We start from the raw sequence: 16,893 nt of genomic DNA, 5'->3' as shown, positions 1-16,893 counted from the left end.
TAAGCTTTATTTCTGTTTGCTATATGGAAACATTTCTATATTTAAAATAACTATATTTTAGCGCTTTTAGTCAATTTAAAAGAAAAGTCGCAATACTTTTTCTTGTAATGCGACTAAAAATTAATAATTTTTAATTATTTGAATGCATCTAGATCATTCATTATGCAATAAAATATTTTACTTCAGTAAGCTAATGAAATCAATTCACCTAAAGCTTCTTCAGAATTGTTTTCAATTTGTATTTCAATTGATTTAACATCATCATTAAAGCTTGTTAAATAGTTTTGAAAAACATCATATGATTTCTCATTAAATTGATTCATAGTATAGTTTTTTAATTGATCGATTAAGTCATCATTATCAATATTTGAAGATAATTGATAATCAAAATATCTCTGTTTTAAAATTCAAAAAATAACGAATTTATTTCTATTACCCGAAAGAATATTTTCTGATTGAGCCGGGATATCATTCGGGAATAATGCCGAAGTATTTAAAATACTTTGAATTAAACTAATTTGATTTAAATTTGAACTATAAAATTCAACATATTTTTGTAAAAATAAGTCATAAGCAATATTGATATTATTAAATCCTTCAAGTTGATTTTGCATATCATTTTCATTTAAATATAAGGCTAATTTTAATGCATTATTAAAATAAATATCAGGATTCAGCACATTTTTGTTTGCTTCAGTATATCCATTAATTAATTTTTCAATATTAATACCTTGAGTTGCTAATAATATCAATCCGATTTCGCTTAATAGTGAAAAATTCGGATGAATATCATTTGAAACGAAAAAAGCATTTTCTCTTGGGATTGAGATATTATCAACATTTCCGAAAATATTTTTTCTGCCTATAAAATACACCGATTTTTTAATTAAGAATTCACTAGATTGGTAATTGAATTTCGAAATAAAGTTTTTAATAGATTGCTGTTGATTATCGTCATGCCCTAAGGAATCTAAAAATAGCAAAGCAATGTTATCTTGATTATTTTTATTTAAGTAATAATTAATTATATTAACAACATTTTGTTCAGGTAATTGTTCATTAATAAAAACTAATTCAATTTTTTGTTTCTTGTGATAATCACTTTTACCAAAAATAAACTGTAAACAAGATTCAATAGCTAATTGATTTTGTTTTTGAGTCCAAATTATAAGAGTATTAGTTTGTCTACGATATAATTTGTTACAAAATTCAACTATTTTTTCAATACCATTGATTTTAAAATTTAATGCAATATCATCAAATCCTAAAAATGATGAACCTTTAAAATTTAATGATTTAACTTTATTTATAATCTCGTTTGAAATATTATTTTCATTCTCTAGTTGTGATTTTTCTTGATAATATTTTGTTTTTATTGTTATTAAGGACATAAAAAAATTCCTTTATTAATTATTTTGTTCAGGTTTTTCTATTTCACTATTGTTATCTAAATCGCCATTATCATTATTATTTTCTTCATTAGGTAAAATATAACTTAAAGTAAATTTAATTAGATTATTAAAACCATTTTTTGTTTCTTTAAGCTCGTTTTTAGGACTTCTAGCTAATGAATAATATCTTTCACTTCTTAAAAAATTAGGGTGATTTTTCTTAAATGAACCTATATATTGTTTTGTATCTTGATCATAACCAATTACTACAAAATTTACTATATCTCGAATTTGTAAAATATCATTTATTTGTATATTTCTAAAATCAGTTATTTCATTTTTATATATGATGAATTTATTTTTATCTTTATCTTCTAGTAATGTGAATTTTGATCCAGTTCTAATAACTTTTGCAGTTACGATTTGACCATTATAGTATGTTAATTTATTTTCCATATTATTTGCGAAATCACTTCGCACCTTTCAATCAAATTAAATATATAATTTAATTATATCTATTAATATAATATATATACCAAAATAAATCCAGACATATTTATAGTGCAAATATTCGAGTAAAAAATGCTATGTAATAGAGCTAAAAGTATTTTTGTGTTAAAAATCGCCTTATTTTTTTATTTTTTTTCACATTTTAAATACTTTTAACTCTTATATATAGAGTTAAAAGTAAATTATGAAAATTTTAACTAAATCGTGTTAAATAGTTATAATTTTTTATATATAAAATAATTAATCACTTAATATACTGATTAAATAGTTATTCAATAAATATTTAACTTATCAGAAAGAGGAAAAATGAAACGTTTACAATGTTTATATAGACCTAATAAGGATAAAAACTATCCATGAATGTTAAAACACCCAAAAGTAGATAGTGCATTAGCTTTATTTAAATCTCGTAGAGATGCTATGACATGATTCTTATCATTAGAATATGATTCAGCAACTTGATTCCAAACAGATAAAAAAATCTGAGGTGGATTAGTTATTGCTGAAAAAGAATTAAATAAAGATGGTAAAGAAGTAATGATGTATGAATTCAACGTTGATAAATTTGACGGTGAATTAGATTACGATGCAACAGCTGAAGAACTTGCGATTGATGGAAAAACAGGATTAAGAAACGATAAAGAAGCTAAAAAATACTTAAAAGAAATGCAAGATTTCAAAATTTTAAAAGACCCTGAAACATATTTCCCAGTTGACGATGATTTTAAAATTGAAAGAAAGAAATCAGCAAAAGACCTAGAAATTGAAAAGCTTAACAAAAAATTAGCAGAATTATCATTATTACTATCATCAAAACATTCTGATGACTATGCAAGAGAATTAGAAGAACTTTATAAGAAATTACAAGATTCAAACTCAGATAAAGAACAATTACTTAAAGAAATCGAAGAATTAAAAGAAAAATCAGAAAGATTAGAAAAAGAAGTAACTAAAGAAGTTATTCTTGAAAAAGAAGAAGTTGTTTTACCCGTTGTAACAGTTGTAGAAGATAAAATTATAGAATATGCATATGTAAGAGACTTACCATTAGAAGAACAAATTAAAGTTTTAGCTATTTATGCAAGAAAAATGCACATTACATCTTCAAAATTAGAAAAATCAGAAACATCAGTTGAAGATTTAAAAGATATTGAAGAAAACTTTGCAAATGTATTAGAATGTATTAAAGCAGTTGAAAAAGATTTACACAATGAAGAATTAAAAGAATTATTAGCATCTATTACATATTCATTAACAAAATCTGTTCAAATATTTGATGAAAACATTGTTGGAAATCCTGAAATTGCTAATACAGCAGAAAATGCATTATACTCAGTATGTACATTAAATGGAAACATTAAATTATCACAAAAAACATCATATGTTTTATTTAATGATAAACATGTTGGATTTGTACCAAAAGATAAATATCACTATGCTGTATTTATTGGACATGATGCTCAAAGACAACACTTTATGGTCTTCCAAAATCCTGCAGAAGAAAAACATGTAGAAGTAGTAAAAGAAGTTGAAGCACCAGCAAGAACTGAAAGTACAGCTAACTGATTTGCCATCTTCTTACTATCATTATCATTCGGAATTCTAATTACATTATGTATCCTTTTAGGAATCAATGTAATTCCTCACTAATACTAAAAATTAAGCACTTTTGTGCTTTTTTTGTCGCGATTTAAAAGAAAATTAAAAATTTACTTTACTTTTTGAAAATATATGCTATTAAAAAATATTATTTTTTAATAATGTGGTAAAATTCCATTATGCTAAATAATAAAGACTCCATGCAAACAATCGTAAATCATTTAAAAAATAGTGGATTTGTATTTCAAGGAAGTGAAATCTATGGTGGATTATCTAACACCTGAGATTATGGACCGCTTGGATCATTACTCAAAGATAACATTATGAATGCTTGAAAAAGAGAATTTGTTATCAAGGAAGGAAATAACTTCTTAATTGATTCTAAAATTTTAATGAATCCAAATGTTTGAGTGACTTCAGGACATGTATCTAACTTTTCAGATCCATTAATCGAAAATAAAATAAATGGAAAAAGATATAGAGCTGATAAATTAATTCAAGAATTTGATGAAAGCATTATTCCTGAAAAAATGTCATTTGAAGAAATGGCACAATTTGTTAAAGATCACATTTTTGAATATGATGGCGAAAAAACTAATTGATCAGAAATTAAAAAATTCAACTTAATGTTTGAAACATCACAAGGTGTAATCGAAGGAGCTAAATCAAAAGTTTATTTAAGACCGGAAACTGCTCAAGGGATTTTTATCAATTTCAAAAATGTGCAAAGAACTATGAGAACAAAGTTACCATTTGGAATTGCACAAGTTGGAAAAAGTTTTAGAAATGAAGTAACACCAGGAAATTTCATTTTTAGAACTAGAGAATTTGAACAAATGGAATTAGAATTTTTCTCAAAACCAGAAGAAGCTAACGAATGATTTAATTACTACATAAATAAAGCTTATGCTTTTGTTCAAAAATTAGGTATTAAATCTGAAAGCATTCGAATCAGAGCACATGAAAAAGAAGAATTAGCTCATTATTCAGATGCTACAAGCGATATTGAATTTAAATTCCCATTTGGATGAGGTGAATTATTAGGGGTTGCTAATCGTACTGACTATGACTTAAAATCTCATATGAATGCAACTGGTGAATCATTGGATTATTTAGAACCAGAAACTAATACCAAAATTGTTCCTTATGTAATTGAACCAAGTATGGGACTTGATCGTTTAATGTTAGCTATAGTTTCTGATGCATATGCTGAAGAACGATTATCAGAAAACGATTCAAGAGTAGTCTTAAAATTCACATATGATTTAGCCCCATATAAAGTAGCTGTTTTACCACTTGTTAAAAAGCTATCAACAACATCTAAAGAAATTTTTGATAACTTAATTAACCAAGGAATCTCAGTCACTTATGATGAAGCTGGTTCAATCGGAAAAAGATATCGTCGTCAAGATGCTATCGGAACATATTGATGTTTAACTGTTGATTATGACACTTTAGAAGATAATTGTGTAACTTTAAGAAATAGAGACACAATGGAACAAGTAAGAATAGAAATATCAAAACTTGCAGAATTTTTAAAAAACAATAAATAGTGGAGTAAAAATGGAGAATAAGAGAATACCAAGTGAATTAGTGAATCAAATTATTTCTAATTCAAATATAGTAGAAATTATTTCTGAATTTATTTCTTTAAGTAAAAAAGGAAATAACTATATTGGATTATGTCCATTTCACGAAGATTCATCTCCAAGTTTTACTATATCTCCACAAAAACAAATATTTAAATGCTTCCCATGTGGAGCTTCAGGAAATGTAATAAGTTTCCTTGAAAAAATAAAAAATTGAAACTTTATTCAATCACTAGAGTTTCTTGCTCAAAAACAAGGTATTGAGTTTGATTTTACATCTTTTAAAAATGATGATAAGACTAAATACTATTCACAAGAAACAGTTGAATTAGTTGATATTTTATCTATAGCAAATTATTTCTACAAAGTTGAGGTTTTAAAATCGACATCTGCTAATGAATATTTAAAAAAGCGTAAATTAGATGATTTAAATATAAGAGAAAAATTTGATATAGGATATGCACCAAAAAATAAAATTGTCGATTATTTAAAAAAACTTGGGTATGATTCAAATTTAATGTTAAAAGCTGGTTTGATTAATAGTGAACTTAATGAGTTATTTTGAGATAGAATAACTTTTGGGATTAGAAATGAATATGGTGATTTAGTTGGATTTTCAGGTAGAACTTTAGATTCTAGTTCAACTAGCAAATATGTGAATTCGCCAGCAACACATTTATTTAATAAGTCTAAAATTCTATATAACTTCAATAATGCTAAAGATAATATTAATAGCAAAAAAGAAGTTATTATTGTTGAAGGTTTTATGGATGCAATAGCTTTAGATAAAGCAGGTATTCATAATGTAGTTGCCTTAATGGGAACTGCTTTAACTAAAGAACATCTCAATCTAATCAAACGAAATAAAGTAATATTATTCCTAGATAATGATACAGCTGGAATAGAAGCTACTTTAAGAACATTAAAATTATTATTGGAAAATGGTTTTTCAGCTTCAGTTATAAATAATACTTATTTAAAAGATGCTGATGAAATATTAAATAATTATGGTAAAGAAACATTAATTGATTTAATTAATAATAATCAAGTTTCGAGTGTCAACTTTATTTATGAAAAGTTAAAAGCTAAACATAAAGTTGATCAAATACAGGATTATGAGTCATTTTCTAAATTTATTCAAATATTACAAGCTTATATTAATTTATTTAACGATGAGCAAAAAGAATATATATCTAGCTTATTAAGTAAAGAATTTAATTATTCATTAAAATATCAACTGAAAGAAAATCAAAATATTTATCATGAGATACCTCAGAAACAAAACATAGATTTTAGAAATACTCAATGATATCGAAACAAAATTGAACTATTAGCAAATCAAAACCGTTTAAGCTTACTTATAAGAGCTATGAGTAATCAATATATCTTAGAAATAATTAAAGCAACTAATGATGTTTCTTTATTATTCACTAAGCCAGATAGTATTAAAAATTTATATGAATATACTATTCAATTAAATGAAGTAAAAGACCCAAATGAGATATATAAAATGATATATCCTGAATTAAATATAATGCTTAATTCAATTGATTACAATGATGAAATCAATGCAAAAATAATAAAAGAGTATGTAAATGATACAGTTTTAGAAGCCAATAAATTAAGCTCTTTTACCATTCCACTTCAGCCATATGCAATAGAGCAAGTAGCTGAGTGAGAAAAATACAAAAATATCTTATATGCAGGAGCTAATGCAAATGCTGTACCACCATTTATACAAGATCAAATTAGCTTGCTAATTAACAAATACAAAAATAGAAAATTAATATTTAAAAACAATAAATAAAGGAGGTTGTAATGGATAAACAATTCGACTATAACACAGTAATCACTTATCTAAAACAACAATTAAAACATAAGCATAAGGATTATTTTACACAAGATGAATTACTTGAAGTCCTTGCAGCCAAAAATCTTTTTATTGAAGATGCTGAATTCGATGACTTCCTAGAAGAATTAAAAGATAATAGCATTATTGCAGATGATGAAGATGATTATTCAAATGTAGATGTTACTGAAGAAGATTTCTTAGAAGAGCTTCAAGCAGATAAATCTAATGGCAAAAAGAAATCTAAAAAGAATGAAATAGAACTTGAAGAAGATGATAAAGAACTTCCTAACTTAGATGATATGGATATTGACTTTGAAACAGCAGATGATGAAGACGAATTCGGTGATGATGAATTTTCAGAAGAAGACGAAATCGATGAAGAATACTACAAAATTCCAGACGAAGAAATAGAAGAGGAAGAACCTGAGGAAGAAGAAGACGAAGAGGAAGAACAAAAACTTAATGAATCATTTTTTGATGATTCAGATGAATTAGATCTTAATCTTGATGCCTTATCATTTGATTATGTAGAAGCAGTTGATTTAAACGATGCTCCTAAGAAAAAAGCTGATTTATCAAATAAGTTAACTGAAACAAATGATATTGTTAAGTGATATATGCGTTGAATTGGTAAGTATGGTGAATTACTTACAGTAGAAGAAGAACGTAAATTAGCTGAACAAATGGAAAAAGGTGGATTTAGAGGAAAACGTGCAAGAGACAAACTAATCCAAAGAAACCTTCGTCTTGTTATTAATAATGCTAAAAAATACAAAAACAGAGGTCTTTCATTTATTGATTTAATTTCTGAAGGTAACTCAGGTATTTTAAAAGCTGTTCAAAAATATGATGTTAATAAAGGATTTAAATTCTCAACTTATGCCACTTGATGAATTCGTCAAGCTATCACACGTGCTGTAGCTGACCAAGCTAGAACAATTAGAGTACCAGTGCATATGGTAGAAACAATTAATAAAATTTCTAAAATTGAACGTGAATTACAACAAGAATTAGGTAGAGAACCTAGTGATGATGAAATTGCACAAAAATATGGGAATGGATTTGATGCAGCTAAAGTTCGTTACATTAGAAAAATTAATATCGATCCAATTTCACTTGATAAACAAGTTGGGAAAGAAAATGACTCATCATTTAGTGACTTTGTTAAAGACGAAAACATAGTTAACCCAGTTGATTATGCTTCACATGAAGAATTAAGTAAAATTCTTGAGGATATGATTAACGAATTAGATCCTGAAGATAAAAAATTAATCTGTAAACGTTTCGGAGTTGGGACAGATGAAAACGGTGAAAGATATAAAGTTCACTCATTAGAAGAATTATCTAAAGATCGTGGCGGTGTTTCAAAAGAACGTGTAAGACAAATCGAAAACAAAATTTTACGTAAGCTAAAAAGCAATGTAAAACATGGTAAAAACTTAAAGGATTATTTAAAAAATTAAATATGAAACAAAAAAGTTTGAAAATAAAAGACTTTATAGCGGTTGTTAACTCAATGTATCCAAATGAAAATAAAGAAATTTGAGATCCATCAGGTTACAGTGTTAAAACTGTACAAGCTAAAAAATTTAAAGGTGCAGTTTTAGCAATTGATTTAACTAAAGAAGTTTTACAAGAAGCAATTGACAATGATTGTAATGTTATTCTAACTCATCATCCATTTAAATTTGAAGCTAGATGAATTGATGAAGATAATAAAGCTCCTTATAAAAGAGAAATATTAAATTTATTAAGAAAACATCAAATTACTGCATATTCTATGCATACTAATTATGACTGCGATCCTTATGGAACTTCATATCAAATTGTAAAAGCTCTAGGGCTTGAAAACACAATGGATTGAAATGCATCGCAAATATTTAGTGCAGTATTTCAACCAAATAAATCTTTAAATGAATTAAAAGAGTTATTTATAGATAAATTAAAATTTAATTCATTTAGAACAAATATAAATCCACAAGATTATGATAAGAAAGTTAATAAAGTAGCTGTTTTATCTGGAAGCGGATATATAGGCCAAATAGTAGATTTATCTAAAAATGTTGATTTAATAATTTCAAGTGATTTTAGATGAAGTGATTGAATAGTCTTTGATCAAAATAATATAAACATCTTAGAAGTGCCTCATTTAGATGAGCAAGTATTTGCATATCATATGTATCTAATGTTGGTTCAAATGTTTCCTGAGTATCGCTTTATTGTCAAAGAATTAGACGAGCCATATCACAATTTATAAGCACCTTGAGTGCTTTTTATTTGCAAAATTAAGTGAATTTCAATCTAATATATTAAAATTAATATAGTGTAAATTAATTAAAATATAAAAAAGAATATGAATGGAAAATATGAAGAACTTATTTTTAAAACTAGGAGAACCAATTAATGCCGTAGGAAACTTTGGCGCTGGTATTGTTGGGACAACAAATAATAATCAAATAATCGAAAACAAAGTAATAAAAAGTAATTCCAATGAATTAAATGAACTAGAAATAATTTTCCGCGATTTATTAATTCCTGAATTTATTCAGCAAAATGAAGAATTATTTCAAAAGTTATCTAATTTAATTCAAAATACAAATAACTCATCTCTTAAGATAATGCGTGATGAGATTTCAGACTCTGAAATCAAGTTATTGCTAACTAATTTTCTAAAGTTAGCAAAAGATAAAAAAGTTATAAATGATGAACAATATAATAAAGCAATATCTAAACTAGATAAATATGTGGCTTCATTTAAGGCTAAATTTAGAACAACTATTAGAGAACAACAAGCAAAATTAAAAGAAGAGAAAAAACAAGAAAAAATCATTAAGCAAGAATTAAGTAAAAAATATCAACAAATAGTTACTGACCAAAAAAAGGGTTATTCAGTAAATATAAGTGTTGATAAAGATAAATTAGAAGAAAATTCTAAAGTAATTGGTATTAAATACTTAGCATTAGAAAAACAATTAGATTCATTGAAGAAAATTTCAATAAATAATTTAGAAATTTTAAAATCATATGAGCAAACTATTATAAAGCTAAATCGTGCAATAATAGGAATGTCAGCTGTATCAATAATTTCAACTATTTTTGTGTTCTTTTGACCACCTGCTGCTATCGGAAGCATTGCAGCAGGAGCAACAGTAATAGGACTTACGATAACACTAGAAAACTTTAAAAAGGAATACGAAATATTTGTAAGCAGAAATAAAGTCTTTGAAAATGTATCAAAAGCAATAGAAGAAGCAAAAATAACTAAAACACCATTACTTGATAATTTACTAACATTTGGTGTTGGTGTAATAGTTGGAAAAATTGATCTTTTGAATAATTTATATTCATTACCTAAAGGGGGTGTAAAGGAATTTGCTAAATTCAAAAAAGATATTATAAAGAACTTTAAAACTCCATCTGGCTCTTTATCTCTTGTTTTAGGTGCGGCAGGAATTGCTTTAGACGGTTATACTATATACACCTCTGCCGCAGATATAAATAGAGCTGATATAATGATTAATGAAATAAATAATTTCACTTCTAATCTAAGAAATACAATGAGTGAGATTATTGATGGAATGAAATCACTTGGATGAGTGAGATGAGTTGTTATAAACGAAACACCTATTTATGGAGATGATTATGATACTTGTGCAACCGGTGGTAAAAATCTTATATTTAAAAATTTAATTACAGGAGAAATAAAAACACTTAATGAATTGCTAAGTTTAAGTTATGAGCAACTTCATATCCAAGGATTAACAAAGGTATACAATTCAAAAACAAATGAATGATATATTAAAACATTACCTAATAATACTAAGAAAGATAATTTAGGATAAAATGCATTATACAAGTAATATACAATCTCCATTTTTCTGATTTGCTCTGTTTTTATGTATTTTATTTCTTATTAAGGACTTTTATTTCGTTGGTATATGAACAAACAAAATGCACAGATTCTATGCTTTTTCTTTAGCAGCTAAAGAATCAGATATGAAATTTAATTATCCAATTACTTGTAATATTAAAAAATACAATGAAGGATATGAAATAATTAGAAGATGTTTTAAAAGAAAATTTTATTCTATTTTAACATTTGACACAAGTTTTAGGTTATTATATGCAGTAATGCAATCAACATCTTTTGCGTTAGCTATTATTGATGGTTACATATCATATATTAATGTTTTTTGCTGAATAGGTTTTTATCTTATCCTTGGATACATCGGAGATATATATCGTGTATGACTTTGATCTAAAAAATATCTTCCTAATCAAGAATTAATAGAAGGAAAAAATCAAATAGAAACATTTTCAAATGAAATTATCTCGCAAGTTAATGAGGAGAAAAAATATTCGTTTGTAATTAAAATTTATGAACCATACTTTGAATTTTATAAAAGAAATAAACTAGAATGTCAAAAATTATCTTTCAACACTAAAACATGAAAAAAATTAGGTGTAAAAGATGATGAAATGACAAAAGTATTTTATTTTCTTTTTTCATTTAGCTATAAACTACATCCATTTTTTGAAAACCCTGATCAAGGATTAAGCACTATAAGATATGTTTATCATAACCTTCAACAAAAATATAATTCAAACTAGTTTTAATTAGAAATTGATAATGCTTAGTTTCTTATACTAAGCATTTTAATTTGAAAATAAGTGTTTTTACTAAGTTGTGAACCTAGAAAAAAGTAATTTGATATTAGATAAATATGCACAATTCTACTTATCTAATATCCACTATCCATTAATGACTTAAAATACATTTAGCTCTATGTAGTAGATGTAAAACTCTCAATGCATATATACCTGATTTTATAATGTATAACCTTATATAGTGTATAATTTAATTAAATATTTATATTTAATTAAATGGGGTATTTAATGATAAAACAAAATCTTGCTAATGCTTTAAGACCGGAAACTTTAAATGATATAGTTGGCCAAAAACATGTTATTAATTTACTAAATAAAGTTGTAAAAAATAAAGTAACCTCTAGTTTTCTATTTTTTGGAGAGGCTGGAACAGGAAAAACATCCACAGCCATAGCATTAGCAAATGATTTAGCTTTGAAATATGATTACTTTAATGCCTCTGTTGATTCGAAAGCAAAATTAGTAGAAATTTTGGAAAATAATGATTGTATTATTATTGATGAAATACATCGTTTAAATAAGGATAAGCAAGATATTTTGCTTTCATATTTAGAATTTGACAAAATAATTGTCTATGCAACAACTACTGAAAATCCTTACTTTAGAGTTGTTCCCGCTGTTAGAAGCAGAATGCAAATTTTACAATTTCATAAAATATCTGAAGCTGATATTGTTGAAAAATTAAGAAGCATAGTTAATCAAAATTTTAGTAATTTAAAAATAACTAGTGCTCAGTTACTAGCATTAGCAAAATTATCAGCTGGTGATTTACGTTCTAGTATTAATAATTTACAAATGTTAGCAACTTGTGTTGATGAAAATGATGAAATAACGGATGAAGTTATAAAAACAGTAGTACCAAATGTTAATTTTTATAGTGATTTAAATTCAACAGCTCATTATAATAATCTTTCAGCATTTCACAAGTCACTTCGTGGAAGTGATCCTAATGCAGCTTTATATTATGGAATGTTAATATTAGAATCAGGTGATATTGATGGGCTATTTCGTAGAATGCTTTGTGTATCATATGAAGATATTGGCCTAGCATCTCCAAATGTATCACTAAGAGTTGCTGAAGCAATCAGATGTTATGAAAGATTAGGGTTACCGGAAGGGAAATTACCTCTAGGCTTTGCGATTTTAGATTTAGCATTAGCACCAAAGAGTAATTCAACATATTTAGCTTTAGAAAGTGCTTCAGAATTAATTGCTTCTGGTGGCATTTATCAAATACCACAGCACTTAAGAGATTCGCATTATGGATCTGCTGTTAAATTAGGAGATGGAATTGGATATAAATATCCGCATGATTTCGAAAATAATTGAACTGAACAACAATATTTACCGGATGAAATAAAAAGCAAGGTATTTTACTGGCCACAAAATAATGAACATGAGAACAAATTACTTAGATACTGAAATTTAATCAAAAAGAAATAGGAGTATATATGGATTTAATATTAGAAAACATAAATACATTAGAAGACTTAAAACAAGCAAAGGCTAAAGTTTTTGGTGCAGATGGAGAAATTGCTAAATTGCAAATAGAATTAAAAAAAGCTCCAGTTGAAGAAAAGAAAAATATCGGTTCACAAATTAATGTATTAAAAACAAAATACAATGATTTCTTTACACAAGCCGAAGATAGAATTAAAAATTTAGAAATACAAGCAAAAGTGAATTCTGAATTTATTGATGTAACAGCTCCATTACCAAAACCAGCTAGCTTACATCCAATTACAATTGTTGAAAACAGATTAAAAGAATGATTCTACCAACATGGATACTATCAACAAGAAGAAGGTGAAATTGTTTCAGATTTATATAATTTTGAAAGATTAAATATTCCACAAGATCACCCAGCTAGAGCAATGCATGATTCTTTATATTTTAATTCAACAACATTATTAAGAACTCATAATACTGGAATAACTGCTAAAGTGCTGGCCGAAAATCCAAATCAAATATTTTCAACATTTGCAATTGGTAAAGTTTACCGTAATGATGAAGATGATGCTACTCACTCACATCAATTTACACAAGTTGATTTCGTTTCAGTTGGAAAAAACATTTCGTTTGGTAACTTAATTTGAACATTAAAAGATTTACTTTCATATGTACTAGAAGAACAAGTTGAAATTAGATTAAGACCAAGTTATTTCCCATTTACCGAACCTAGCGTTGAAGTTGATGTGCTATACAAAAATAAATGAATTGAGATTTTAGGTGCAGGTATGTTACATCCAAATGTGTTAAAAATGGCTGGATTCGACAATTCATTTAATGGTTTAGCTGCTGGATTAGGAATTGAACGTATCACAATGATTAAATATGGATTCAATGATATAAGAGATTTATATAGAAATGATTTAAGAATAATGGAGCAATTTAGAAATGAAAGATAGTTTTTTAAATATTTTGCAACAAGAAGGTAAGAAACCTTATTTTGAATTAATAATCAATAAACTTCAAATTGCTGAAAAAGAAGCACATGTTTTACCACATCAAATGGATATGTTTAAAGCTTTTGATTATTTTCAAGTTCACGAAACTAAAGTTGTTTTATTAGGTCAAGATCCATATCATACAGTTGGCTATGCAGATGGATTAGCTTTTTCAACTGGCAATGGTAAAATCACTCCTTCATTAAGAAATATCTTTAATGAAATTAAAAAAGATTATCCAGATGCAAAATTAGATGATACTTCATTAATATCATGAGCAAAACAAGGAGTGTTACTTTTAAATACAGTTTTAACAGTTTCAGAAGGTAAAGCAAATTCTCATAAAGATTTTGGATGAGAAAAATTTACTACTGAAGTGTTAAATCAAGTAGTTAGACAAAATCCAGATGTAATTGTAGTAGTATTAGGTAAACAAGCTGAATCATTTGTGAAAAAATTAGATATTAATAAAGATAATTTAATTGTTACATCACACCCAAGTCCTTATAGTTATAAAAAAGGTTTTGAAAATTCTCATATCTTTGCTCGAATTAATGATAAGTTAATTGAAAAGGGAATTACTGCTATTAACTGAGATACATCTAAAAAGGAGGCATAATGTTATTATCATTAAATCATTTAAATAAATTATTAAAAGGAAAAGACTTAAGTACAGCAGAAGTAGAAACTGCTTTAAATAACATTGGTTTTGAAGTAGAAGAAGTTAAACCTTTTAGTGCTGTTAAAGGATTATTATTTGCTGAAGTTATTTCAGTTACACAAAATCCTAACTCTGATAGATTAGATGTAGTAGAAGTTAAAACAAAAAACGGTAATTACACAATTCAAACTAATAATAGAATTCTAAAACCGGGTGATTTAACTATATGTTTTCCAGTAGGAGCTTCAAAAGATGGTATTGTCTTTAATGAAGTTAAATTAAAAGGTTTACCATCACAAGGAATGTTTGCTTCATGATCTGAAATTGGATATGATTGAACATTATTAAGTGAAAAAGATGAAATAGCTAGATTTTCACAGCAATGAGCAACATTAGAAGATGATCCAATTGTTAAATTAGGATTAGACGATTATATTATTGATATTTCTATTACTGCAAATAGAAATGATGCAAATTCATATTATGTTTTAGCTAATGAATTAGCTGCTTATTTTAATACAGAAGTTACTGATTTATTAGATATTCATGATGTTAAATCTAATCTAAGTTACGACATTGAAATTGATTCAAAGAATGAAGTGATTAAAGATGTTCTTTTTATAGCTTCACAAAACAAAGGTGTTACATCTCTAGAAGAAAAAATGCTACTAGCTAAACATGGAATTGATGCTAAATTACCTTGAGCAGTAAATTTAACTAATTTATTATTAATTACAATGGGTACTCCTACTCATGTTTATGATTTAGATAAATTACCTAAAGGAGAATTATCTGTTGAAAAATTCAGCGGAAAAGTATCTATTTTAGGTGATAAAGAAATTGAAATCCAAGATACATTATGTATTTGTATTGATAGCAAACCTATTTCAATCGCTGCTACTATGGGATTAGAAAAATATAAAGTTACTGAAGTAAGTAATAATTTCTTATTTGAAATTGGATCATTTAATCCAAGTGAAATTAGGCATTCTGCTCGTGAAGTTAAAATGAATACTAATTCTTCTTCACAAGCATCTAGACCAATATCAAAATATATTGTTAAGCAAGCTGCTAAATATTTAGTAACTCATTATTTATCTAATTTACCACATAGTACTATATTAAATGATTTTGATTGTCATGAAGCTAAATTAATTAATTGAGACATAAATAAATTAGCTACATATAGTGGAGCATTAAATCACGAACAATTTAATAAAGCAATTAAATCACTAGACGCTTTAGGATTTAAGTTAGATACTAAAAATAATGTTATTTCTATTCCACAATATAGATATGATGTTGAATTATTTGAAGATATTATTGAAGAAGTATTGAGATTTTATTCTTATGATAGTATACAAGAACAAAAATTAGCTTCAATACCTTTAAAAACAATGCAAGCAAATACAATTCCTAATCGTTTTGTTGCTCAAGGATATAGTGAAGTTAGAACATTTAGTCTAGTATCAAAAGAAAAAGCAAAATTTAATCCTTTTGATTTTAAAACAAATCAAGTATTGCAAACTTATGTTTCAAAAGAAAGAGAAGTTGTTAGAAATTCAATCATAACTTCATTATCTGATGTTGCCGAGTACAATATGAAACGCAAAATGAGTAACATTAATATTTTTGAAAAAGGAATGATAAATAATAATGTTATGGTATATGGAGTTGCCTCAAGTACAAAATCATTCAGACAAATGCAAATTGACTTAATTAACTTAATAGGAAAAGAATTAAAATTTGTTCCATTCAGCGATAATGAAATGATTCATCCTAATGCTTCTGCTGAAATTATTTATAATGATAATGTAGTTGGTTGAATTGGAAAACTACACCCTAAATTCGATAATACTAATGGAACAATTTATGCTGAAATTTTCACATCAATCTTTGATAAAGATTCTAAGGAACTTAAATTTAGTACAATTGATCTAGAACCTCTTAAATTTATTGATTTAACATTTGAATTAGACAATAATGATTACTTAGTTGAAAAAATCAATCAAATCAAGAATACTGCAGAAGTATTTGACATTATTCAAATTGATGATTATAAAAAAGAAAATTCACATAATGTTACATTAAGAATAACAGCAAGCGATGCTAATATCGAAAAAATAATTAAGAAGTTTAATTAATGTATTCTTAAGTTGAAACTATACTTAAAGAT

The 16,893-nt window shown here is 26.2% G+C and carries 13 protein-coding genes; 11 read left to right on the top strand and 2 right to left on the bottom strand.

Features of this window, described 5'->3' with window-relative positions; genetic code table 4:
* Nucleotides 1-134 precede the first annotated feature (134 nt).
* Together SAM46_RS02110 and SAM46_RS02105 are read right to left on the bottom strand one after the other, a co-directional pair.
* Nucleotides 135-1,391: a hypothetical protein gene (locus SAM46_RS02110; RefSeq protein ID WP_078746830.1), complete on the bottom strand. Its 1,257-nt coding sequence runs from the start codon at nt 1,389-1,391 to the stop codon at nt 135-137.
* A gap of 15 nt (nt 1,392-1,406) precedes the next feature.
* A complete protein-coding gene (locus SAM46_RS02105; protein ID WP_078746829.1) occupies nt 1,407-1,847 on the bottom strand; it encodes a S1 domain-containing protein in 441 nt (146 codons plus the stop codon).
* 360 nt (nt 1,848-2,207) lie between these two features.
* Between SAM46_RS02105 and SAM46_RS02100 the strand changes: the two genes are divergently transcribed.
* The 11 genes from SAM46_RS02100 to SAM46_RS02050 all read left to right on the top strand — a co-directional run bounded on the left by SAM46_RS02100 (nt 2,208) and on the right by SAM46_RS02050 (nt 16,861).
* Nucleotides 2,208-3,551, top strand: a complete 1,344-nt coding sequence (locus SAM46_RS02100) for an MAG3090 family protein (RefSeq protein ID WP_078746828.1) — start codon at nt 2,208-2,210, stop codon at nt 3,549-3,551.
* A 149-nt stretch (nt 3,552-3,700) separates the two neighbouring features.
* Nucleotides 3,701-5,053 carry a glycine--tRNA ligase gene (locus SAM46_RS02095; protein WP_078746878.1) on the top strand — a complete coding sequence of 451 codons (1,353 nt, stop codon included), beginning with the start codon at nt 3,701-3,703 and terminating at the stop codon, nt 5,051-5,053.
* A gap of 10 nt (nt 5,054-5,063) precedes the next feature.
* Nucleotides 5,064-6,896 (top strand): DNA primase, encoded by a 1,833-nt coding sequence (dnaG, locus tag SAM46_RS02090; RefSeq protein ID WP_078746827.1) that lies wholly within the window; start codon nt 5,064-5,066, stop codon nt 6,894-6,896.
* 11 nt (nt 6,897-6,907) lie between these two features.
* On the top strand, nt 6,908-8,404 hold the full coding sequence (locus SAM46_RS02085; protein WP_078746826.1) for an RNA polymerase sigma factor: 1,497 nt from the start codon (nt 6,908-6,910) through the stop codon (nt 8,402-8,404).
* Nucleotides 8,405-8,406: 2 nt separating this feature from the next.
* Complete coding sequence (locus SAM46_RS02080; protein WP_078746825.1) at nt 8,407-9,198, top strand: Nif3-like dinuclear metal center hexameric protein; 792 nt, start codon at nt 8,407-8,409, stop codon at nt 9,196-9,198.
* 100 nt (nt 9,199-9,298) lie between these two features.
* Nucleotides 9,299-10,783 carry a hypothetical protein gene (locus SAM46_RS02075; protein ID WP_078746824.1) on the top strand — a complete coding sequence of 495 codons (1,485 nt, stop codon included), beginning with the start codon at nt 9,299-9,301 and terminating at the stop codon, nt 10,781-10,783.
* Between the two features lie 109 nt (nt 10,784-10,892).
* Nucleotides 10,893-11,552, top strand: a complete 660-nt coding sequence (locus SAM46_RS02070; protein WP_078746823.1) for a hypothetical protein — start codon at nt 10,893-10,895, stop codon at nt 11,550-11,552.
* 285 nt (nt 11,553-11,837) lie between these two features.
* Complete coding sequence (locus tag SAM46_RS02065; RefSeq protein WP_078746822.1) at nt 11,838-13,052, top strand: replication-associated recombination protein A; 1,215 nt, start codon at nt 11,838-11,840, stop codon at nt 13,050-13,052.
* 8 nt (nt 13,053-13,060) lie between these two features.
* Entirely contained in the window at nt 13,061-14,017 is a 957-nt protein-coding gene (gene pheS, locus SAM46_RS02060; protein WP_078746821.1) for a phenylalanine--tRNA ligase subunit alpha, read from the top strand.
* The gene (locus SAM46_RS02055) at nt 14,007-14,675 is read left to right on the top strand and encodes a uracil-DNA glycosylase (protein ID WP_078746820.1); all 669 of its coding nucleotides are present in this window, start codon (nt 14,007-14,009) and stop codon (nt 14,673-14,675) included. The genes pheS and SAM46_RS02055 overlap by 11 nt, the downstream gene beginning before the upstream one ends.
* Nucleotides 14,675-16,861, top strand: coding sequence for a phenylalanine--tRNA ligase subunit beta (locus SAM46_RS02050; RefSeq protein WP_078746819.1), 2,187 nt, complete (start codon nt 14,675-14,677; stop codon nt 16,859-16,861). The genes SAM46_RS02055 and SAM46_RS02050 overlap by 1 nt, the downstream gene beginning before the upstream one ends.
* Nucleotides 16,862-16,893 lie beyond the last annotated feature (32 nt).

It is taken from the genome of Mycoplasmopsis verecunda, from assembly GCF_033546915.1.
GTDB lineage: Bacteria > Bacillota_I > Bacilli_A > Mycoplasmatales > Metamycoplasmataceae > Mycoplasmopsis > Mycoplasmopsis verecunda.
The sequence above is the reverse complement of the archived record's forward strand: the minus strand, read 5'-3'. Positions and strand labels throughout refer to the sequence as shown.